Source organism: Duganella sp. SG902 (assembly GCF_013376005.1).
In the GTDB taxonomy this organism is placed as follows: Bacteria; Pseudomonadota; Gammaproteobacteria; order Burkholderiales; family Burkholderiaceae_D; genus Rugamonas.
In genome coordinates this window covers 105,245-126,806 of the sequence record NZ_JABMJK010000004.1, presented here as the reverse complement: position 1 = coordinate 126,806, position 21,562 = coordinate 105,245, and the positions used below count along the sequence as shown (strand labels likewise).

23 protein-coding genes are annotated in these 21,562 nt (G+C 62.8%); 15 read left to right on the top strand and 8 right to left on the bottom strand.

Annotation, left to right across the window (positions count from 1 at the left end):
• Window positions 1-2: 2 nt before the first annotated feature.
• From FHW83_RS09960 to FHW83_RS09940, 5 genes are all read right to left on the bottom strand, one after another.
• Complete coding sequence (locus FHW83_RS09960) at window positions 3-1,076, bottom strand: porin (protein WP_176646207.1); 1,074 nt, start codon at window positions 1,074-1,076, stop codon at window positions 3-5.
• A 704-nt stretch (window positions 1,077-1,780) separates the two neighbouring features.
• Window positions 1,781-2,212 (bottom strand): nuclear transport factor 2 family protein, encoded by a 432-nt coding sequence (locus tag FHW83_RS09955; protein ID WP_176646206.1) that lies wholly within the window; start codon window positions 2,210-2,212, stop codon window positions 1,781-1,783.
• Window positions 2,209-2,775, bottom strand: coding sequence for a DUF3833 domain-containing protein (locus tag FHW83_RS09950; RefSeq protein WP_176646205.1), 567 nt, complete (start codon window positions 2,773-2,775; stop codon window positions 2,209-2,211). Before FHW83_RS09950 ends, FHW83_RS09955 begins: the two co-directional genes overlap by 4 nt.
• A 12-nt stretch (window positions 2,776-2,787) precedes the next feature.
• Entirely contained in the window at window positions 2,788-4,014 is a 1,227-nt protein-coding gene (locus FHW83_RS09945) for an MFS transporter (RefSeq protein ID WP_373997191.1), read from the bottom strand.
• Window positions 4,011-4,553, bottom strand: a complete 543-nt coding sequence (locus FHW83_RS09940; protein WP_176646204.1) for a chalcone isomerase family protein — start codon at window positions 4,551-4,553, stop codon at window positions 4,011-4,013. The genes FHW83_RS09945 and FHW83_RS09940 overlap by 4 nt, the downstream gene beginning before the upstream one ends.
• Before the next feature lie 252 nt (window positions 4,554-4,805).
• On the opposite strand from FHW83_RS09940, the gene FHW83_RS09935 reads away from it, so the two are divergent.
• The 7 genes from FHW83_RS09935 (at window position 4,806) to ggt (ending at window position 11,967) form a co-directional block, all read left to right on the top strand.
• On the top strand, window positions 4,806-5,750 hold the full coding sequence (locus FHW83_RS09935; RefSeq protein ID WP_176646203.1) for a MerR family transcriptional regulator: 945 nt from the start codon (window positions 4,806-4,808) through the stop codon (window positions 5,748-5,750).
• Between the two features lie 70 nt (window positions 5,751-5,820).
• On the top strand, window positions 5,821-6,855 hold the full coding sequence (gene ftsY / locus FHW83_RS09930) for a signal recognition particle-docking protein FtsY (protein ID WP_176646202.1): 1,035 nt from the start codon (window positions 5,821-5,823) through the stop codon (window positions 6,853-6,855).
• Between the two features lie 10 nt (window positions 6,856-6,865).
• A complete protein-coding gene (locus FHW83_RS09925; RefSeq protein WP_176646201.1) occupies window positions 6,866-7,522 on the top strand; it encodes a cell division ATP-binding protein FtsE in 657 nt (218 codons plus the stop codon).
• Complete coding sequence (ftsX, locus tag FHW83_RS09920) at window positions 7,519-8,439, top strand: permease-like cell division protein FtsX (protein WP_176646200.1); 921 nt, start codon at window positions 7,519-7,521, stop codon at window positions 8,437-8,439. The genes FHW83_RS09925 and ftsX overlap by 4 nt, the downstream gene beginning before the upstream one ends.
• A 245-nt stretch (window positions 8,440-8,684) precedes the next feature.
• Window positions 8,685-9,572 (top strand): RNA polymerase sigma factor RpoH, encoded by an 888-nt coding sequence (gene rpoH, locus FHW83_RS09915; RefSeq protein ID WP_373997190.1) that lies wholly within the window; start codon window positions 8,685-8,687, stop codon window positions 9,570-9,572.
• Between the two features lie 153 nt (window positions 9,573-9,725).
• The gene (locus tag FHW83_RS09910; protein ID WP_176646199.1) at window positions 9,726-10,223 is read left to right on the top strand and encodes a hypothetical protein; all 498 of its coding nucleotides are present in this window, start codon (window positions 9,726-9,728) and stop codon (window positions 10,221-10,223) included.
• Between the two features lie 10 nt (window positions 10,224-10,233).
• On the top strand, window positions 10,234-11,967 hold the full coding sequence (gene ggt / locus FHW83_RS09905; protein ID WP_176646198.1) for a gamma-glutamyltransferase: 1,734 nt from the start codon (window positions 10,234-10,236) through the stop codon (window positions 11,965-11,967).
• Here the strand turns inward: ggt and FHW83_RS09900 are convergent.
• On the bottom strand, window positions 11,964-12,758 hold the full coding sequence (locus FHW83_RS09900) for a hypothetical protein (RefSeq protein ID WP_176646197.1): 795 nt from the start codon (window positions 12,756-12,758) through the stop codon (window positions 11,964-11,966). The two genes, ggt and FHW83_RS09900, sit on opposite strands and share 4 nt — an antisense overlap.
• Before the next feature lie 91 nt (window positions 12,759-12,849).
• On the opposite strand from FHW83_RS09900, the gene lepB reads away from it, so the two are divergent.
• Genes lepB through FHW83_RS09885 form a run of 3 tightly spaced genes read left to right on the top strand, consistent with a single transcriptional unit; the run spans window position 12,850 to window position 16,679 of the window.
• Window positions 12,850-13,527: a signal peptidase I gene (lepB, locus tag FHW83_RS09895; RefSeq protein ID WP_176646196.1), complete on the top strand. Its 678-nt coding sequence runs from the start codon at window positions 12,850-12,852 to the stop codon at window positions 13,525-13,527.
• 60 nt (window positions 13,528-13,587) lie between these two features.
• Window positions 13,588-14,328, top strand: coding sequence for an ABC transporter ATP-binding protein (locus FHW83_RS09890; RefSeq protein ID WP_176646195.1), 741 nt, complete (start codon window positions 13,588-13,590; stop codon window positions 14,326-14,328).
• On the top strand, window positions 14,325-16,679 hold the full coding sequence (locus FHW83_RS09885) for a CPBP family intramembrane glutamic endopeptidase (RefSeq protein WP_176646194.1): 2,355 nt from the start codon (window positions 14,325-14,327) through the stop codon (window positions 16,677-16,679). The genes FHW83_RS09890 and FHW83_RS09885 overlap by 4 nt, the downstream gene beginning before the upstream one ends.
• On the opposite strand, the gene FHW83_RS09880 is transcribed toward FHW83_RS09885, so the two are convergent.
• Window positions 16,645-17,043, bottom strand: a complete 399-nt coding sequence (locus tag FHW83_RS09880) for a RidA family protein (protein ID WP_176646193.1) — start codon at window positions 17,041-17,043, stop codon at window positions 16,645-16,647. The genes FHW83_RS09885 and FHW83_RS09880 overlap by 35 nt on opposite strands.
• A gap of 111 nt (window positions 17,044-17,154) precedes the next feature.
• On the opposite strand from FHW83_RS09880, the gene FHW83_RS09875 reads away from it, so the two are divergent.
• The 5 genes from FHW83_RS09875 to FHW83_RS09855 all read left to right on the top strand — a co-directional run bounded on the left by FHW83_RS09875 (window position 17,155) and on the right by FHW83_RS09855 (window position 20,748).
• Window positions 17,155-18,075, top strand: coding sequence for a LysR family transcriptional regulator (locus FHW83_RS09875; protein WP_176646192.1), 921 nt, complete (start codon window positions 17,155-17,157; stop codon window positions 18,073-18,075).
• Window positions 18,076-18,153: 78 nt separating this feature from the next.
• A complete protein-coding gene (locus FHW83_RS09870) occupies window positions 18,154-18,450 on the top strand; it encodes a hypothetical protein (protein ID WP_176646191.1) in 297 nt (98 codons plus the stop codon).
• Window positions 18,431-19,372: a T6SS immunity protein Tli4 family protein gene (locus tag FHW83_RS09865; RefSeq protein WP_176646190.1), complete on the top strand. Its 942-nt coding sequence runs from the start codon at window positions 18,431-18,433 to the stop codon at window positions 19,370-19,372. The genes FHW83_RS09870 and FHW83_RS09865 overlap by 20 nt, the downstream gene beginning before the upstream one ends.
• Before the next feature lie 157 nt (window positions 19,373-19,529).
• Window positions 19,530-20,471, top strand: a complete 942-nt coding sequence (locus tag FHW83_RS09860) for a T6SS immunity protein Tli4 family protein (protein ID WP_176646189.1) — start codon at window positions 19,530-19,532, stop codon at window positions 20,469-20,471.
• A 10-nt stretch (window positions 20,472-20,481) separates the two neighbouring features.
• Window positions 20,482-20,748: a PAAR domain-containing protein gene (locus FHW83_RS09855; protein ID WP_176646188.1), complete on the top strand. Its 267-nt coding sequence runs from the start codon at window positions 20,482-20,484 to the stop codon at window positions 20,746-20,748.
• Here the strand turns inward: FHW83_RS09855 and FHW83_RS09850 are convergent.
• Window positions 20,745-21,551, bottom strand: a complete 807-nt coding sequence (locus FHW83_RS09850; RefSeq protein ID WP_176646187.1) for an NAD(P)-dependent oxidoreductase — start codon at window positions 21,549-21,551, stop codon at window positions 20,745-20,747. The two genes, FHW83_RS09855 and FHW83_RS09850, sit on opposite strands and share 4 nt — an antisense overlap.
• Window positions 21,552-21,562: the final 11 nt, after the last annotated feature.

The window sequence follows — 21,562 nt, the reverse complement described above, 5'->3', positions numbered from 1 at the left end:
GATTAGAACGAGTGTTTCAGACCCAGGTTGAAGGCTTTGTCGCCCGAACCGGCTTCGGTGTTGTTACCAACGGTGTAGCCTGCGCCGTTTTTGTTCTTGATCTTAGCGTAAGCAACGTAGGTGCTGGTGCGCTTCGACAGAGCGTAGTTGTAGCCGATTGCCCACTGGTCAGCGTCGCGGTTAGCAACTTCTTTGTCGTTCTTGCGGATGAACGAAGCCATCACGGTGCCCGATTCCGACACTGGCGCGGTCAGACCGATCAGAGCGTCGGTGCTGTCTTGCGACGCGCCGAAGGTGTAGCCGTAGGCGGTAGCCGAACCGTTCAGAGGAGCGCTGTTCAGGCCCTTGTCTTTCGAGTAGGCGGCGAACACTTTCACAACTTGGAAGTTGTAGTTGGCAGCGATCAGGGCGTTGTGGCCCACGCCGGCGGTTTTCACGGTCGCGGTGTCGTTGTTTTTGCTGTTGTAAGCAACGGCAACGTTCAGAGGACCGTTGGCGTAGCCCAGCGAGCCGCCAACTTGACGGGTGGCCGATGCGTCGCCGGCAACTTCGCCCAGGCTGTACGACACGGAACCGGTGAAGCCTTCCAGGTTCGGGGTTTTGTACACAACGGCGTTCGAGTTGCGGGTCATGAAGCTGGCAACTGGGAACAGGTTTTTCGCGGTACCAGCGTAGCCCATGGCGAATGGATCGCCAACGTCACGCAGGGTTTCGTAGTACGGGGTGTACTGACGGCCCAGGGTCAGGGTGCCGGCGGTTTTCGACGACAGGCCAACGTAGGCTTCACGGTTGAACAGGGTGCTGGTGGTGTTGTCCAGGGTGCCGTCGTCAACGCGCACGCCGGTTTCCAGTTTGAAGATCGCGCTCAGACCGCCACCCAGATCTTCGGTGCCTTTGAAGCCGATACGCGAGGCCGAAGCGGCGCCGCTGGTGACTTTGCTGACGCTGCCAGCCGCGCCACCGCGTTCAGCGGTGATGCCTGCATCCACGATACCGTAGATGGTGACGTTCGATTGAGCGAATGCTGCGGAGCTGGTAGCTGCCAGTACGGCGATAGCGATAAGGGATTTTTTCATTACGTGTTTCCTTCAGTTGTGTTGCTGTAAAAATTAAGCCAGTAAGTAGATACGGCGTGTTCGGTGCTGCTCGGCGTAAGCCTGTTGTGCGTGAGGGCAAACTCCCCAGCTGCCACTGTGCACCCCGGTTGAGCTGGGATGCGTTCACTGTCATGCGGCCGATCAATCTACGCCGGCGTTGTCGCGACACTCTCGTGGAGCGCCGGAGGCGGCACTATACTGATGCTTAGAAACTTCAACAAGTGTAAAACTATTCATAGTGAACAGGTTTTCATCTTGTCGTTTTCGAAAGCAGCGGTATTTTACCGCATCGCAATATTTCCTGCCGATCAAGCGAACGAGCCGGGATTCCGCACGTCGAACACGGTGGATGTACCACTTCTTCGTCGGACCAAGTAAAAATAGCCACATTGCTATTTCTGACGCTATTTTATACTGAACGCCCCGCGCGCCCTCCTCTACCGAATGGTAATAAGCTAACAACTCCGGAGTTTGTTCGGCGCTTTTATCCCGCCAAATAGCCCTAAAACCAACTTTGCTCCTAGTATTACAGCTTTAGTTGTGTAGTAAATTTTGTCAAAGCGGCACAAAGTTGCATGAGGTTACCGAATTGTAAGAAATTGCTACCTGTTGTATTGAGGAGACAAATTAGTGCACTTTCTTGCTAAGACGCACCCGTTTGGTGCATGAAATCGGCTCATTTTTTAACGATTGGCCCGCCGTTTGAGCCATCTCATCACGCCGCCGACCAGCGGCAGCTTCTCGTAAAGCTCCTCGGCCGCGTCCCAGTAGTCGCGATGTTCGACCACCAGGCCGGCGCCGTCGAAGCGTACGTGGGTGGCGCCGCGTATCACCTGCGGCACGCCCGGCCAGCGCCGGAAGCGGAACCGCATCTCCCAGGTCAGGAAGGCCTGGCCGCCATGCGCCACGCGCTCGAACACCACGAAACGCGGCTCCAGCAACTGCGTATACATGTGCTCGAACACGCGCGTGATGGCGGCGTGGCCCTGGATGTCATTGAAGGGATCCTTGAAACGGGCGTCGGCCGCGTAGATGTGGGCGATCTGGCCGAGCGTGGCTGGCGTCAGCGTTTCGTAGAAGGCGATCAGGCGCGCCAGCGCCGCCGCCGTGGTCATGGGCGCGCCGGCGATGGCTCATCGCGCTTGTTGAAGGCTACCGTCAGGCTGCCCAGGCCGAAGCCGAATTTACTCATGGTGGCGCGGTTCAGCATAACGCGGTCATCGATCAGGTAGAGCCAATCGTCAAAGTTAACGTTGTAGATTTTACCGTCCGACGGCACCTCCAGCACATATCGCAGGCGCATGGCGTTGCCCGCCACCTCCACGCTGGCCTCGCCCACCACGTCCGGCGCGGTGCCGGTGTAGCGGCCGGGCGCGGTGCGGCGCAAGGTCCACACGCGGCGCTGCTTGCTGCCGTCGGCGTAGCTGAAATCCTCTTCCAGCGTGCCGACGCCGTCATTCCAGTGGCAACGCATCAGCACCGTGAAACGTTTTTGCACGGTGCCGGCACGGTCCTGGTACATGCCGTGCACGTCCAGCGTGCCGTTGAAATAGCGCTCGATATCGAGCTTGGGCGTTTGCTGGGCGTAGTGGTCGGGCGTCACCGGCGCCGAGCATCCGGACAGCAGCGCGGCGCCGGCCAGCATGAGGGCGGCGGTACAAACACGGACGGGCTTCATGGGGTTCTCCTTTCAATCATCGTGCAAGGGGGCGCGCCACAACATGGCGGCGGCCAGCAATTTCAAGCCACAGGGCAGCAAGGCGTAGGCGAACGACAGCGCCGCCAGTCCCTGCTGTGTATTCGGGCGGTAGCCCAGCCACTCCAGCGCCGGCAGGGCCACGCCGGCGGCCAGCGCCAGCGTCATCTGCACGCCCCAGTTCCACACGCCGACGTAGGCCGCTTCGCGCCGGCCGCTATGGCCGGCCCGGGCGATGGTGGCGGCCAGCAGCGCCGGTGGTAATGCCAAGTCGGCGCCCAGCGCCAGCCCGGACAAGGCGCAGATGCAGGCGTAGGAGACGCTGTCGCCGGCGCCCAGGCCGTATGCCCAGACGAACACGGCGGCGGTCGTCAGCATGCTGGCCATCCACGCGCGCGCCTCCCCGATGCGCGCGGCGATCGCCGGCCATACGGCCATGGAGGCGGCGGCGCTGGCGAAGTACAGCAGCAGGAACAGGCCGGCGCTGGCGCCCAGCCGCAGACGGTCTTCGGCAAAGAACAGGAACAGCGTGGCGGGAATCGACGCCGCCACGCCGTTCACCAGCAGCACCGCGAACAGCCAGCGGAAGCGCGCCTGGCGGAATGGCAACAGCACCGAGTCCGCTCCCATGGCGGCGTCGCCGGCGGCCGGCAAGACCGTGCCCGGACGCGGCGCCTTGCGCAGCAGGACGGCGGCGGCCAGCAGCAGGATGACGGCAAAGCTGACGCTGAGCGCAGCGTAGCCAGCCAGCGCCGGCACGGCGGCCGCCGTCATCACGCCCAGCAAGCCGCAGCCTTCACGCACGGCCGCCAGCCGCGCGCGTTCACCCGGCCTTTGCGTCAGCGCCGCGCCCCAGCTTTGGTGTGCGATTGTGGCCATGCCAAAGCCCAGGTACACCAGCATCAGCGCGCCGAGAAACCAGGCCAGGCCGCCGCCTTGCGCCGGTGGATGGAACAGCGCGCCATAGCCAAGCAGCAGCAAGGGCAAGGCCAGCGCCACGAAGCGCGCGTAGGCGCCGCCGGAACGCGCGATCCACCAGCCCAGCAGCGGGTCGATGAAGGCCGCGGCCGTGCGCGCCGCCAGCAGCGCGCTGCCGATCACCGCCAGCGTCAGGCTGCCGCGCTGCGCATAAAACTGCGGCACGTAAACATAGATGGGCAAGGCCAGCATCGCCAGCGGCATGCCGAACAGGCCGTAGAACAGCAGGCCGCGCGGCGTCACGGCCTGGCCGCCGCGTCGCGCAGCAAGGCGGTGCGCAGCTTGGGCGCGCTGGTGGCGGGATCGAGCCAGATGCCAAAGAAGGCGCGCGCGAACGCCGGATCCGGCACGGTGGCCAGCGGCTTGCCGTCACGGTAAAAACGCACGCCTTGTCCCGGCAGCAGCACGCCGCCGAGCCGCGTGCCATCCTGCACGTCGGGGAAGATGGCCTTCATCCGCTCCAGCCAGGCGGCGCGCTGCGCCTCGCTGCCAGCCTGGATGTGCGCCATCTGCTCCACGCTGGCTTCGGCGATCTTGCGGCCGTCGAGCGAACGCGCGTAACGCAGCTCCAGCACGAATGGCGCGGCGTCGCCGGCATAGCCTTGCGGTCCCACCCACAGCTCGGCGCTGTAGATTTTCAAGCCAAACCAGGTGTAGCCGCCCTGTCCGCTCAGGCGCGGCGTGGTCAATTCCTGCGCAACATACGCCGGCGCCTCCGCCGCGTACAAGGAGGCGCATAATAAAACCGTGAGCACGCCACTAATTGCAACAGTTGGTTTCATTATTTTTTCACCTGGCTGAAATATTTTGTCCTAGACAAACAAGGGGTAAAGACGATATTCAGGTAAATAGTTCTGGATGTCAACTGTGTGTCGTGGACAAGGTCTGAGCTGAAACTTTTGCTGATAAAAACGCAATCTGGATGCGGTGTTTTCATACGAAAAACGCAGGTAGAATGCAGGGCGATTCACTGTGCACCCAAACCCTGTGCCAACCCTTGCGACCGCCAAAAACAGCGGCCGCTGAAGATCCTGATGACAAACAAAGTTCCCTCACAAACAGTTCCTAGCACGATCAGCGACGTTGAGCGCGATACCGGCGTGGCTAAGGAAACCCTGCGCGTGTGGGAACGCCGATACGACTTCCCGCAGCCCTTGCGCGACCCCAACGGCGAGCGCGTGTACCCGATCGAGCAGGTGCACAAGCTGCGGCTGGTGAAGCGCCTGATCGACCTCGGCTTCCGTCCCGGCAAGGTGATTCAATACAGCACCGACGAATTGCAGGCGCTGACCGGCAAGGCCACCGGCAAGGACAGCACGCTGGCGCCGGCGCCGGAGCTGCAAACCTATCTCGATTTGTGCAAGAGCCATCAAATGGAAGCGCTGCGCCGCAAGCTGTCGCAAGCGCTGCTGATGATGGGCCTGAAGAGTTTCGTGATCGAGCTGGTGGCGCCGCTCACCACCCTGATCGGCGAAGCGTGGGCCTCCGGCCAGCTGGCCACCTTCGAGGAACACCTGTACACCGAGTCGCTGACGGTGGTGATGCGCAGCGCGATATTCGCCATGCCGCAAGCCAACGCCAGCAACATCGGCACGCCGCGCATTTTGCTGACCACCCTGCCGCAGGAACGCCATGGGCTGGGCCTGCTGATGGCCGAGGCCATGTGCGTGGCCGAGGGCGCGCAGTGCATCTCGCTGGGCGTGCAAACGCCGCTGCTCGATATTGTCGAGGCGGCGCGCGTGCAGCGGGTGGACATCATCGCGCTGTCGTTCTCGGTGGCGATGAATCCGCGCCAGGCACTGGACGGGCTGGCCGAGCTGCACATGCGCCTGGCCGGTTGCGCCGAGCTGTGGGCCGGCGGCAGCAACGCCGCGCTCAAGCGCCGCCGCCCGCCATACGTGCGCGTGTTCGAACTGGCCGAACTGGCCGGCGCCATCGGCGAATGGCGCGCGCGCAACGCCGTGCTGTCGGCCGGCTGAGAGCTGGGCGCGACTGCGCTCTGGTAAAATAAGCAAAGTTTGTGCTGGCCAGCACCCCCACTTACACATCATGTTCAGTTTCTTCAAGAAAAAACCTGTCGCTCCCGAAGCGCCTGCGGCGCCTGTCGTCGCCCCTGCTCCCATCGCCCCCGCGCCCGTTGAGGCCGCCAGCCTGCCCGACCTGCTGCCGATCGAAGAACCGGCGCAGAAGCAATCGTGGATGTCGCGCCTGAAGGCCGGCCTGTCCAAGACCTCCAGCAACCTGTCCGTGCTGTTCGTCGGCGCCAGGATCGACGACGACCTGTACGACGAGCTGGAAGCGGCGCTGCTGATGTCCGACGCCGGCGTCGACGCCACCACCTATCTGCTGGACGCGCTCAAGCGCAAGGTCAAGGAAGACAAGCTGCTGGACGCCGCCGCCGTCAAGGCCGCGCTCAAGCAACTGCTGATCGAACTGCTGACCCCGCTGCAGCGCCCGTTCGAGCTGGGCCGTCACACCCCGACCGTGATGATGATTTCCGGCGTCAACGGCGCCGGCAAGACCACCACCATCGGCAAGCTGGCCAAGCACATGCAGACCCACGGCCAGTCGGTGCTGCTGGCCGCCGGCGACACCTTCCGCGCCGCCGCCCGCGAGCAGCTGATGGTCTGGGGCCAGCGCAACAACATCACCGTGATTTCGCAAGCCTCGGGCGATCCGGCCGCCGTCTCGTTTGACGCCGTGCAGTCGGGCAAGGCCAAGGGCGTGGACGTGGTCATGGTCGACACCGCCGGCCGCCTGCCGACCCAGCTGCACCTGATGGAGGAATTGAAAAAAGTCCAGCGCGTGATCGGCAAGGGCATGGAGGGCGCACCGCACGAAACTCTGCTGGTGATCGACGGCAATACCGGGCAAAATGCGCTGGCGCAAGTGAAGGCCTTCGACGACGCCCTCAAGCTGACCGGCCTGGTCATCACCAAGCTGGACGGCACCGCCAAGGGCGGCGTGCTGGCCGCCATCGCGCGCGTGCGGCCGGTGCCGGTGTACTTCATCGGCGTGGGCGAAAAGATTGAAGACCTGCAGCCCTTCGTGGCTGCCGAATTTGTCGAAGCACTGCTTGGATAATCAGACCTCTATGATCGAATTCCGGAACGTCTCCAAACAATACTCTTCCGATGTGACGGCGCTGCGCGACGTGTCGTTGACCGTCAATAAAGGCGAACTGGTCTTCCTCGCCGGCCCCTCGGGCGCCGGCAAATCCACCCTGATGAAAATGATCGCCGCCATGGAGCGCCCCAGCTCGGGCCAGGTGATCGTCAACGGCCAGGACATCAGCCGCATCAAGCCGGTGGCCGTGCCCTTCCTGCGCCGCAACCTCGGTCTGATCTTCCAGCAGCAGCGCCTGCTGACCGACCGCACGGTGCTGGCCAACGTCATGCTGCCGCTGCTGGTGACCGGCGCCTCGCACGGCCAGGCCGAGCAGCGCGCCCGCGCCGCCCTCGACAAGGTCGGGCTGGGCGACCGCGCCGACGCCCAGCCGCTGGCCCTGTCGGGCGGCGAGCAGCAGCGCGTGTCGATCGCGCGCGCCATCGTCAACCGGCCGCAGGTGATCCTGGCCGACGAGCCGACCGCCAACCTCGACCGCGCCAGCGCCAACAAGGTGTTGGACGCGCTGAAAGCCTTCAACTCGGTCGGCGTGACCTGCCTGATCTCCAGCCACGACGAGGTGATGCTGGACGCCGCCGCGCGCGTCATCCATCTCAACCAGGGCCAGGTGGAGGTGGCGGCATGACTTACTGGTTCCGCCAACACCGCTACGCGCTGGCCGCCGCGCTGGTGCACCTGCGCCGCTCGCCCGGTGGTTTCCTGTTCAATATATTAGTGGTGGCGATCGCGCTCGCGTTGCCGTTCATGGGCGTGACCCTGCTCGACAATGTGCGCCCCATGTCGGAAACGCTGTCGGTCGATCCGGAAATCAGCGTGTTCCTGAAGCAGGACACGCCGCGCGAGCAGGCCGAGGGCCTGGCCGTGCTGCTGCGCCAGACGGTCAAGGACAAGCAGGCCAAGATCATCTTCACCCCGCGCGAGAAGGCGCTGGACAACCTGAAGGACAAGAACGGCCTGGCCGACGTGCTGGCCACGCTGGGCGACAACCCGCTGCCGGACAGCTACGTGCTGAAGCTGGACGCCTTCCGCAACGCCCAGGCCGGCGGCGACGTCGACGCGCTGGCCGACCAGATCCGCCAGCTGCCGGGCGTCGACACGGTGCAGGTCGATTCGGCCTGGGTCAAGCGCCTGGCCGCCCTGCTCAACATCCTGCGCCTGGCGCTGCTGCTGCTGGCGGCCACGCTGGGCACGGTGGTGGTGGCGGTGATCTTCAACACCATTCGCCTGCAGGTGATGACGCAGCGCGAGGAAATCCTGGTATCCAAGCTGATCGGCGCCACCGACAGCTTCATCCACCGCCCGTTCTATTACACCGGCGCCCTGCTGGGCCTGTGCGCGGGCGGCGTCGCCCTCGGCGCGGTGACGCTGGCGCTGCGCCCGCTGAACACCGCGATCGCCGAATTTGCCAGGTTGTACGCATCGGAATTCCAGCTGGCGCCGCTGCAGCCGCTGGCCATGGCCGGCCTGCTGGCCCTGTCGGCCGGCCTCGGCCTGATCGGCGCCCGCCTCTCGGTCAAGCGCCACACCGCCCGCCTGAACTAATCCCCTCGCCCAATCCGTGCGTCCGCGCACGGATTGGCGCTTCCGCCCGGCTTACGATGAACTCTCCTTGATTAAGCCCGCCCTAAGATCCATCGCGCATTCTAACTACAACAGAAATCTTCATAGTATTTTTACTATGGAGCCCATAGAAATCGGATGATTGGCACTCATCGACAGAGAGTGCTAATATATGTTCGACAGAGTGCATAAGTGCTCACAAGCAATCTCAAGCGAAGGAAACGAAAATGACGATGATGTCCGTGGTACCTGCAAAAAACAGTGCTCTGGGACTCGGGTTTACTGGCAACCTGGGCAACCTGGATGCCTACATTTCGGCCGTAAATCGCCTGCCGATGCTTACGCACGAAGAAGAAATCTCGCTGGCCAAGCGCCTCAAGGAACACGCCGACCTGGGCGCCGCCCAGCAGCTGGTGATGTCCCACCTGCGCCTGGTGGTGTCGATCGCGCGCGGCTATCTGGGCTACGGCCTGCCGCACGGCGACCTGATCCAGGAAGGCAATATCGGCCTGATGAAGGCGGTCAAGCGTTTCGACCCGGACCAGGGCGTGCGCCTGGTGTCCTACGCCATGCATTGGATCAAGGCCGAGATGCATGAATACATCCTGAAGAACTGGCGCCTGGTCAAAGTGGCCACCACCAAGGCCCAGCGCAAGCTGTTCTTCAACCTGCGCAGCCACAAGCAAGGCCTGGACGCGATGACGCCGGCCCAGATCGACCAGCTGGCCAAGACGCTGGACGTCAAGCGCGAGGAAGTGATCGAGATGGAAACGCGCCTGAGCGGCCGCGACATCGCGCTGGAATCGCCGACCGATGACGAAGACGACAAGTTCGCGCCGATCGCCTACCTGTCGTCGGAAGCGTCCGAGCCGACCCGCGTGCTGGAAGCCGAACAGGTGACCCGCCTGCAGTCGGAAGGTCTGGAGGAAGCCCTGGGCAAGCTGGACGCCCGCTCGCGCCGCATCATCGAAGCGCGCTGGCTGGCCAACGACGACGGCTCGGGCGCCACGCTGCACACGCTGGCCGACGAGTTCGGCGTATCGGCCGAGCGCATCCGCCAGATCGAGGCCGCCGCGCTGAAGAAAATGAAAGGCGCGCTGGCCGCCTACGTGTAAGCCATCACCGCTCTCCCCGGAATGCCGCCGGCGCCCGCGCCGGCGGCATTTTTTTTCGCCCATCCTTTGACATGGCGCTGATGGCGTGCCGTTCGTGCGCCATCTTCGTGGTCTTTTTGTTAAGCTTGCTTGCAAAGGATGCAGGAGTCCCCCATGAAAACAACGATCTTGCGGCAGCTCATCGTGCTACCCCTGCTGGCGGCCGTCATGGCCGCGCTGCACGCCTGTGGCAGCACCAGCGGCGTCGCCGGCGTCAAGCGCGACAGCGCGCCGGCCCCGTTCACCCAGACCTATGTGCTGCGGCAAGGCGGCAGCGTGGTCATCGCGCCGGCCGCCACCGCCGCCGGCGCCAGCGTGGCCCGGGCGGCGCCGGTGCTGCGGCTGGAGCGCGTCAACGACAGCCGTTGCCGCGCGGGCGCGGTGTGCGTCTGGGCCGGCTACATCAGCTTCAGCTTCGCGCTGCGGCACCCGGACGGCAGCGCCAGCAACTTCGTCCTGTCGGACAACATGCCCAACGGCACGCCCAGCGTCACGCGCAACGGCCTCAGCTTCACGCTGGCCGGCTTCACGCCGCAGGAGGTGCCGGGGAAAAATGAAGCCGCGCCCGATTATCAGGTAAGCTTAAAGGTGAGCAACATTAACTCACCTTAAACTTGCCCACATGACCACCTCGACGCTCCGTCCCGCCCGCACCATCCTCGTCTCCTCCATCCTGATCGCGCTGGTGCTGCCGGCCATGGCCAAGACCCCGGTCGCCACCGGCACTGGCGGCGCCGTGGCCACCATTAGCGAACCGGCCTCGCAAGCGGCCATCGCCATCCTCAACAAGGGCGGCAACGCGGTCGATGCCGCCGTGGCGGCGGCCGCCACGCTGGGGGTCACCGACCCGTTCAGCTGCGGCATCGGCGGCGGCGGTTTCATGGTGATCTACCTGGCCAAGGAAAAGCGCGTGATCACCATCGACCACCGCGAAACCGCCCCGGCCAGCTTTACGCCGACGGTGTTCCTGAAGGACGGCAAGGAGCTCGATTTCGAGCAGGTGGTCGCCAGCGGCCGCTCAGTCGGCGTGCCGGGCACGGTGCGTGGCTGGCACGAGGCGCTGGACCGCTATGGTTCGATGTCGTTCAAGCAGGTGCTGGCGCCGGCCATCAGCGTCGCCACGCAAGGCTTCAAGGTCAACGAAAACTTCGCGCGCCTGGTGCAGGGCAACGAAGCCAAATTCGCCAAATTCCCCGCCACGGCGGCGCTGTATCTACGGAACGGCAAGGCCATCCCGGCCGGCGTCACCTTGCGCAACCAGGACCTCGCCAAGGCCTACCGCGAACTGGCGGCCGGCGGCGTCAAGGTCTTCTACACCGGCAAAATGGCGCGCGCCGTGGCCGACGCGGTCAACGCCAACGGCGGCAACATGTCGCTGGCCGATTTGTCCAACTACGAAGCGCGCCTGCGCCAGCCGGTGCACAGCACGTATCGCGGCTATGATTTGTACGGCATGCCACTGCCGAGCAGCGGCGGCGTGGCGGTGGCCGAGGCGCTGAACATCCTGGAAGGCTACGACCTCAAGTCGCTACCGCGCGCCAAGGCCGAACACCTGTATCTTGAAGCGAGCCGCCTCGCCTTCGCCGACCGCAACGCCTATCTGGCCGATCCGGAATACGTCGACGCTCCGGTGGCCGGCCTGCTGAGCAAGGATTACGCGGCGCGCCGCCGTGAGCTGATCAATCCGGAGCAGGCCAGCGTGCAGGCGCCGGCCGGCGATCCGTATCCGTTCCAGAACGACGTGAGCGTGCCGCTGCGCCCCAACGCCAACAAACTGCTGGCCGAAGGCGCGCACACCACCCACCTCACAGTGTCCGACAAGGATGGCAACATCGTCTCCTACACCTACACCATCGAATCGTGGGGCGGCAGCGGCATCGTGGTGCCGGGTTATGGTTTCCTGCTGAACAACGAGATGACCGACTTCGACTTCTCCGGCCCGGCGCCCAACGTGCCGGAGGCCGGCAAGCGCCCGCGCAGCAGCATGTCGCCCACCATCGCCTTCAAGGATGGCAAGCCGGCGTTCTCGATCGGCAGCCCGGGCGGCGCCACCATCATCACCACCGTGCTGCAGACCATCTTCAACTACGTGGATCTTGGCATGTCGATGCCGGATGCGGTGAACGCGCCACGCCTGTCAGAGCGCAACGGCATGGCCACCGACGTCGAGCCAGGCTTCGCCGGCAGCGCGCAGGCGCAGGCGCTGGAAAAAACCGGCCAGCACTGGAGCAACACGCCGGAGGAAATCGGCGCCGCCAATGCGCTGGTGTTCAACCCCGATGGCACCGTGACGGCGGTGAGCGAAGGCCGCCGCCACGGCGTCGGCAGCGCGCTGGTGCGGAAAAGCGCGCACTAGATGAATTGCGGGACGCGCAGGCTGGACGAGGCGCGGTAGGTCCACCTCAGCGTCTGCAACCACGCCTGCAACGACGGGCCTTGCCATTGATCGCGGATGGCGCTCAGCATGCCCTGCAAGGCGCCCGCCGCCAGCGCGCGGGCCAGCGTGTGGTGGACGCAGTCGGCAATGCCGAAGCCCAGGCCATAACCGCCACAGCCGCCGCGCGCATCGCGGCTGGCGGCGGCCAGCAGCAGCACGATCTTCTGCCCCGCTTTCAATGACACGCCACCGATTTCGCAATCGCGCGTCACCATGCGCCGCGCATTCTGCACCGGCGGATCCAAGCGGCTGACGGCGCATACCAGCGCTTCCATGTCCTCGATGCAGCAGCGTTCCTCTTCCGGCTCGCGCAGCAGCGCCAGCACGCTATTACCGATCAGTCCCGCGGCCGCCTCGTAGGCCAGCGCGGGCAAATGCGCGCCGCCGCTGGCGCCGGCCATCGCCAGCTCCGGCACGCAGGTCATCCACTGCGACAGTTTGTCGGCGCGCCACAGGCGGCGGCCGATCAAGCGCGCGCAGTCGCGCGCCGCGCGTGGATCGGTGCCTACGATGGCGGCAGGCGCCGGCGCCGCGCAGTCGGGATGCGCCATCACCTCATCCACACGCGCGGCGCTGGCCGCGACCCACATCTCCAGACAGGGATCGAAATGCCAGCCTTGCGTGGCCGCCAGCGCGTCGTAATATGGATAAGGGTTGGCGTGCGTGACTGCCGCGAGCGCGTGAGGGAATGGCAGATCGTTGGGTCTCATAATCGCTCCGGCAGCTAAGCCATGATTAAGAATCTGGCCACAATATTAGCGCTGGTTCTATTGACTCGCCATCAACCACTTGGGAGAAGACATGAAAAACTGGGTGCGCGCCAACAAGGGCTTTGTGCTGTTCCTGATGCTGTTCGGGATCTTCCGCACCGCCATCGCCGACTGGAATCCGATTCCGTCCGCGTCCATGCATCCCAACCTGCTGGAAGGGGACGTGGTGTTCGTCAACCGCCTGGCCTACAACGTCAAGGTGCCCCTGACCGACATCGTGATCAGCCCCACCGGCGAACCGCGGCGTGGCGACATCGTCACCTTCTCCTCGCCGCTCAACGGCACGCGCCTGATCAAGCGCGTGATCGCCCTGCCCGGCGACCGCGTTGAGATGCGCAACGAACAGCTCATCATCAACGGCCAAGCGGCCAGCTACAGCACCATCGACCACGGCATCGAAAACATCAAGGGCGTGGGCGACCTGGCCGCCGTGCGCGTCGACGAATCGCTGGGACAGCACAGCCACGCCATCCAGTTTCTCCCGCAGATCCAGGCGCGCCGCGATTTCGACACCATCGTCGTCCCGCCCGGGCAGTACATGATGTTGGGCGATAACCGCGACAACAGCGAAGACTCGCGCTACATCGGCCTGGTGCCGCGCGCCCTGCTGATCGGCCGCGCCGAGCGCGTGCTGGCCTCGGCCGACATCACCGGCAACTGGATGCCGCGCACCGAGCGTTTTGGCATGAGCCTCTATCCAAAGCAGTAGCCCGCCGCGCTGGCGGTGTTATGATGGCGTAGTAAATTCATAACATTGCTGGTGCCCCCCATGATCGAGTTCCAAGGCCTGTCCAAAGTCTACGGCGGCTTCACCGCCGTCAAGCCGTTGTCGCTGACGGTGCAACGCGGCGAAGTGTTCGGCTTCCTCGGTCCCAACGGCGCAGGCAAGACCACCACCATCCGCATGATGATGGGCATCCTGGTGCCCAGCGGCGGCCATGTGCTGATCGACGGCCTCGATTGCCACGCCGAGCCGGCCGAGGTGAAGCGCCGCGTCGGCTACCTGCCCGACACCCCCATCTTCTACGACTACCTGCGCGGGCGCGAGATCCTGCAATTCGTCGGCGAAATGCACGGCTTCCCGCGCGCCGAGGCGGCCGAACGCGGCGCGCGCCTGCTGGCGGAATTCGGCCTGCAGGAGGCTGGTGAAGATTACGCCGTCAACTACTCGCTCGGCATGAAAAAACGCCTCGGCCTGGCCTGCGCGCTGATCCACGATCCGGCGGTGCTCATCCTCGACGAACCGATCAACGGCCTCGATCCGCGCGCCTCGCGCGAGGTGCAGGAACGCCTGCTGGCGGCCGCCGCGCGCGGCGTCACCATCTTTGTCTCCACCCACTTGCTGGACATGGCGGAAAAGCTGTGCGACCGCGTAGGGATCATCCATCGCGGCGAACTGGTGGCCACCGGCACACTGGACGAGATCCGCGCCGAGTCCTCGGCCAGCGGCTCGCTGGAGGACGTATTCCTGAAGATCACCGACGAAGCAGCGGAAGAGACGGCGCAATGACCGCGCTGCAAACCATCTGGCTGATGACCAGGATGCGCCTGATCCGTCAGCGCAATATGCTGTTCAACAACCTGTTCCGCTTCAAGAAGAAAAGCCCGCGCGACGGCATCGCGGCCAAGCGCGGCAACCTGTGGATACTGACGGCGCTGACCATGGTCTTCATGACCTTCTCGTTCGTCAGCATGTCCAACAACGTGGTGGTCAACATGCAGTGCCACCTCGATCCGGCCAGCGAATGCCGCTACGTCGACAAGGAAGGCGACGCCCACGTCGATCACGACACCGCCGCCGAGGAACTGGCCACCGCACCATTCTCCGCGCCGCTGCTGCACGGCCTGACGATGGAGGTCACCATCCTGTTCTTCATCGCCGTGCTTATGCCGCTTGGGAACAAGGAAATGGCGCAGCCGGACTGGGATCTGGAATGGCTGGTGACCATGCCGGTGGAACGCGGCACGCTGTTGTGGGGCCGCGTGCTGGAACGCAGCGCCAGCAACATCGCCGGCTGGTTCGCCTTGCTGCCGGCCTTCGGCGTGATCGCCTGGCACTCGGGCCACACGTGGAGCGTGCCGCCGGTTGCGCTGCTGGCCAGCGCCACCCTGCTGCCGCTGGCCGCCATGCTGCACACCCTGGCCGACACCGGCCTGCGCATGTGGCTCCCCGCCGCGCAACTGCGCAACATGCAGGCGGTGACAGGCTTGTTCAATCTGCCGCTGATCTACTTCGTCATGGCGCTTGGTATGCCACAGGCGAACGGCTTCGCCATGGACTGGGCGCGCGAGTTTCCGGCCTGGGCCAGCTGGACGCCGCCCGGCCTGATACTGCAAGCGATCCAGGCGAGGAGCGCGGCGCAACTGGCCGCATTCATCGCGCTGCTGCTGGCGCAAACCGCGCTGCTGATGTGGGCCGGCATGGCGCTGCTGCGCCATCAACTGCGTCACGGCGTGGTCAATTCCGGCACGCGGGAAAGCGCGCGCCGGGCGTCGAAAGTGGCGGCGCCCGCGTCCCGCCCGCAAGGCCTGCTCGCCCGGCTCACCGCCGGCCTGTCGCCCATCAAACGGCGCGAACTGCGCCTGCTGAGCCGCGACCGCAACTTCATGTTCCAGACCCTGCTGCTGCCTGTGATTATCATCGGCAGCCAGATGGTCTTCAACGGCAAGCTGAATAGCATTGGGGAGCTGGGCGAGCACCACACACTGGCCGCCGCCATCGCCTTTGGCCTGGGCGTCTACGTCCTGATGCTGTCGGCCTTCCAGACCTTGAACAACGAGGGCCAGGTTCTCTGGCTGCTGTACACCGTGCCGCGCCCGATCGAAAGCATATTGAGGGAAAAGGCGCAGCTGTGGGGCGTGCTCACCATGGCCTACCCCGCCGTGGTGTTGGCCATCACCGCACACTACACCACGCATTTCGAATGGAGCCAGCTGGTGCTGGTGCTGAGCGTCATCGCCGGCATCCCGATCTACTCCATGATCGCCGTGTCGCTGGGCGTATTCGCCTGCGATCCGCAAGCGGTCGACGTGCGCACGCGCGTACGGCCGACCTATGTCTACCTCTACATGCTGCTGGCCAGCTTCTACACCTGGTCGATCTACACCAGCGTGTGGTCGCAAAAACTGGTGGTGCTGGTGCTGACCGCGTCGATGGCGCTGGCGCTGTGGCAGAAGGCGCGCGACGCCCTGCCCTATCTGCTCGACCCGGCCGCGGCACCGCCAGCGCGCGTCTCCACCGCCGATGGCCTGATCGCCGCCACCGCCTTCTTCATCCTGCAAGCCTTCGTGCTGGTGTTTTTCGATCAGGTGAATATGCAAGCCATCACCGTCGCCTTCAGCATCGCCGGGCTGACCGTGTACGGCTTGATGCGGCTGGTGTACTGGCGCAGCAAGGCGGCCGGCGTGCCGGCCGTGCTGCGCGGCGTGCACTGGGGCGCGGCGTTGCGCAGCGCGGCCATCGCGGCGGTGATCGCCTGCGCCGCCGGCATGGCCTACATGGTAACGATCCGGCATACCGCGTTGTGGGCCGAAATCAGCAAGGCTGCGATAGCGGCCTCCGGCTCGCGCGCCTGGATACTGGCGCTGTCCGTGGTGGCCGCGCCACTGTGCGAAGAATTCATTTTCCGTGGCCTGATCTACGGCGGCTTGCGCCGCTCGATGCCGGCAGCGCTGGCCATGGTGATGAGCGCCGCCATCTTCGCGGTGGTGCACCCGCCGCTCTCGATACTGCCCGTGTTCGTGCTGGGCCTGTGCGCCGCGTGGACCTATGAGCGCAGCAAAACCCTGCTCGCGCCGATGCTGGTCCACGCCATTTACAACGCGGTTATTGTGAATTCGCAGCTCTGGCTATCACCTTGATTTCAAAGTCGAAGCCGTACAACCATGTCACGCCGACGGCGGTCACCGTCGGATGCGGCGGGCCGCCCCAGAACTCGCCGACCACGGACCAGATGCGCTCGAACTTCCCGACAGGATCGACAATGAAAACCGTGACGTCGACCACGTCATCGAAGCTGCTGCCGGCTGCGGCCAGGATCGCGTTCAGGTTCTCAAACGCCAAACGCACCTGCGCCTGCAACTCAGGCTCCGGCGTGCCATCCGGCAGACTGCCCACCTGACCGGACACGAACAGGAATCCATTGGAGCGCACAGCCGGCGAATAGCGATTGCGCTCATAGAGATCCTGGCGCCCCGGCGGAAATACAACGTCACGTACTGACATGATCAACTCCTTGCTGAATGAATGGGATAACGAGACTTTAAAAAAAACCCGCCTACCAATAAACAGGCAAGACGTACAATGACTGTTTGGCGATCCCAAACAATCAAGCATATGGACCGATTCGACACGCTACAGGCCTTTGCCCGGGTGGTGGAAGCCGGCAGCTTTACCAAGGCCGCGCAGACGCTCAACATGAGCAAGACCACGATATCGCAGCTGGTGCAGCAGTTGGAGACGCGGCTGCGCGTCAAACTGCTCAACCGCACCACGCGCCAGGTGAGAGTCACGCCGGAGGGCGCGGCCTACTACGACCGCGTGGTGCGTCTGCTGGCGGATCTGGAGGAAGCGGATAGCGTGTTGACGGGCGGTTTGGCGGCGCCGCGCGGACGGCTGCGCATTGACGTTCCCGCCCCATTCGCCCGCTTGATACTCATGCCGGCGCTGCCCGACTTCCATCGGCGCTACCCGGAGATTCAGCTCATCATGGGAGTGAGCGACCGCAATGTCGACGTCATTGGCGAAAACGTCGATTGCGTGCTGCGTGGCGGGGAAATCACCGTGCCGTCGCTCATCGCGCGCCGGATCGCCGACCTGCGGCTAGGTGCATACGCCGCGCCGGAGTATCTGCGCAGCGCGGGACCACCCGCACACCCCCGTGACCTGGACGAGGCGCCGCATCACATCGTTGGCTTCCTGCGCTCAAACAGCGGCACCATCGCGTCGATACAAATACGACGCCGGAGAAATGGAAAAGAGGAAGCCGTCGCATTGAAAGGCCGCTACGTAGTCGCCGCCGACGATGGCAATGCCTACCTGGCGGCCGGCCTGGCCGGCATGGGCGTGCTATGGCTGCCGCGCTACATGGCGGAACCGCATGTGGCGCAAGGCGAACTGACGCCGCTGTTCGAAGACTGGCAGCTCGACCCCATGCCGCTATATCTCGCCTATCCGCAAACGCGCCACCAAAGCGCCAAGCTGCGGGCGTTCATCGCATGGATCGACGAGCTGGTGTCGGCATCCAAGAGCTTGTAGCCACAGCTTGAGCAGCATCAAGAACTGACAAAAATCCCGTGACATCATCGGAAACTTGCGCCCCGATGGATGCCCACGATGGAAAACAACTTCTTCGACTTCATGGCACTGGCCAAGGAGCTGGTCACCGACAACCGTCCGTTGCGGCTGCGCCTCGACCTGCCGGGCGGCTTCAATGACGACCATCAAGGAGTTTACAACAACGCAGCAATGCTGGCGTTGACACAGCATCTCATTGTCAAACTTCTTCAAAAAAAATATGAGAGCACACCGCATAGCTGCGGTTTCGGTCGGCATTCTGAGTTTGTGCGCGCTTGCCGCTTTTGTGATGATTCATCAACCGAAGGTGAAAAAATTGGACGAAAAAATTGCTGAGATGCGGATGAGGTCAGTTTGCGTCGGCCGCTTCATTGTTGATGTACCAAAGAAAGCAGAAGTCAGCTTTCGCCCGGCGGTGGTCGCCGGTTGGAAGATTTCAACTGTTCAGGAAACTGATGAGGACTTCAAATATCGCATTCAGCAAAAAGAGGCCTTCCTCGCCACCAGTAAGAATGAACGCAACGGGGTTTCACTAGAGCTCGTGCGTGAAGTGAAAAACACCGAGGTGGCCGGGAGAATATTCTTGTTTGATCGTCGATGGATCGGTTTGATGAGAGGTGGTAGGGAAGTGATTTCGGAGTCGGTATCGATAGATGCAATGGTCCGGTCAAACGGCATCAGTTTTGATTTTACTTCAAAGCTCAGAGATCCTGAACGGCTTGGTTTTCTTGAAAAAATTGTGCAACAACTGCGTGGCGTTACTGAGGAAGAAATCCCTTCAGAGGCCGGATTCTGCTTTGACCACGGCCTCATTCTCGATCCGCTTACGGTGGAAAGTCATGAGTCCGTTTCTATTTTTGGAGGCACAGAAGAGAAGCCCGATGTAGCCATCTCATTGGCTACTTCCGCTGGACTCAACATCCAAAGAACCTTATTGCAGAGACATGAAAACAGCTTGGTACAGAGTGATCATCCATCAAACTTTCATGATTTCCATGTTGGTCCTCGGACGATAAATGGCGTTGCAGGAGAAGAAGTGCTTCAGCGGATACAGGAAGAAAACGGCACCAGGGCGCACGGCTTTATGTGGGAGTCTCTTGCTAGTAAACATGATGTTTACCTGCCAAGTTTGGTGTTGGAGCTTGACACGGGTCTCGGACGCCCCGGCGAACCTGTCAACTCAAGTTTATCTGATGCCGAAGTGTTGGCCCTATGGGGCCAAATATCATCTAGTCTGCGTCGCCGTCCCGTGCAATAACTCAAGCAGCTCCAGCGTCAGCAATTCAGCCGTGCTTACAAACTCACGCAGACGTATGAAAACTCGATACCGATATCGTTTTTGGGGTGCCGTTTGCATTCTTATTTGCTGCGCAATCGTATTGAGCCAAACCTTAAATTATCAGGAGAGAAAAAAAATGGAGCACCATATCGCAGCCATGAAAATGAAAACGGTATGCGTCGGTAGATTTCTGATGGATGTGCCGGAGAAAGCAATGGTGTCATACCGCGGAGCAACCGTAGATGGCTTCGACATCTCATCCTGGGTAGAGACTGATGAGGAGTTCTTGGCCAGAAATACAACGCAGGAAGTCAAACTGAGATCCGAAAAAAACGAAAAGGGTCAGGTCTCCCTGGAACAGGTGCGCGAAATTAAGAGCGAGTATCTTCATGGGCGCCTATTTGTCTTTAACCGGCAGTGGCTACCAAGCTTCTCGAACGGGGTGAAGGAAATTGAAGAGGTGATTACAACTAGTGCTTTCGTTCGCGCCCGAGAGGTGACCTACAAGTTCTATTCCAAGCTTCAGGATGACGCAGGAATTCTAGAATTGGAAAAACTACTCGGCCAGCTTCGCTGGAGAGGCGAGGAGGAACTTCCTTCCCAGCCAGGTTTTTGTTTCGACCGCGCGCTTCTGGTCGATCCTCTCAGCGCCGATGTGTCCGAAATTACAGGGATCTTTGTGGGCTTGAAAGACCCCCCTGACCTAGCCATCGCACTGAACACTTTTTCAGCTGCAAACGAAAATAAACCACTATTGCAGCGCGACGCCGAAAACGACATTAAGCAGGCATACCTCAATCGATTTCACACATTACGCGAGGGGCCCCGTGCATTGGCGGGAGTGCCGGGCGAGGAGTTACTGGAACGCGTGGATGAGCCCAATGGCAGCGTGCTGCACGGCTTCATGTGGGAATCGTTACGCAAGAAGAATGACCCTGCTCGGCCGCTGATGGTACTTGAACTGGACACGGGAAAAGGGCAGCCCGGCAAGCCTGTAAATTCCAGCCTGTCCGACACCGAGGTGCTGGCCTTGTGGGACAAAATGTCGAACAGCTTGCGCCGCCATCACGCGCTGTAAAGGACCCGAGATGCCAAACGTGATCCGACTAGGTGATCCCACCTCGCACGGCGGCAAGGTGATTGAAAGCGGCGCGCCGCATTTCACCGTCAGCGGCAAGCCTGTAGCGCTGGTGGGCGACAAATGCATCTGCCCGATGACCGGCCATCAAAACTGCACCATCGTGAGCGGCAACGACAAACACCAGATCAACGGCAAAGCCGTCGCCTACGATGGAGACAAGACCAGTTGCGGCGCCACGCTTGTCTCCACAATCAGCACGTTCGCTTCGACTTAATCCTTGTAGCGCACCTCGGCCAGCGCGAACGCGCCGCCGTGATAGGTGACCGAGGCATTCGGGTCCGGGTACTCGCCGCTGTCCGGGAACTTGGCATCGAACTGGGACGAGCTGTCCTTCGGCTTGTAGCCCAGGTGCGACGCCTTGCTGTTGTCCCACCACGCCACCTCGTTGTCCGACATGCCGAACAGGATGGTGAAGCCGACGCGCGTCGCGAACAGCGAGCGGCGCAGCGCTTCCACCAGGTCGTCATAGCTCAGCCACGTGACCATCATGCGGCGGTCCTTCGGCTCGGGGAAGGAGGAGCCGATGCGCAGGCTCACGGTTTCCAGGCCGGTGCGGTCCCAGTAGTAGCTGGCCAGCTGCTCGCCGAAGCATTTGCTCACGCCGTAGAACGAATCCGGGCGTGTCGGCGCGGTGGCGTCGATGTAGTCGGTGTTGCGGTAGAAGCCCACGGTGTGGTTCGAACTGGCGAACACGATGCGCTTCACGCCTTTCTTGTGCGCGGCCTCGTAGACGTTGGCGGTGCCGATGATGTTGGCCTGCACGATGTTCTCGAAGGTGTTCTCGGTCGAGATGCCGCCGAAGTGCAGCACCGCCTCCACGCCTTCCATCATCTTCAGCACCGCGGCCTTGTCGGCCAGGTCGCACTGCACGATCTCCTCGCCCTCGCGCGCCTCGCCCATGTCGGCGATGTCGGACAGCACCACCACATCGGCCCACGGTTTGATGCGCTCGCGCAGAACTTTACCCAGGCCGCCGGCGGCGCCGGTCAGCAGCAGTCGTTTGAATGGTTTTGCCATGTTTGTCTCTT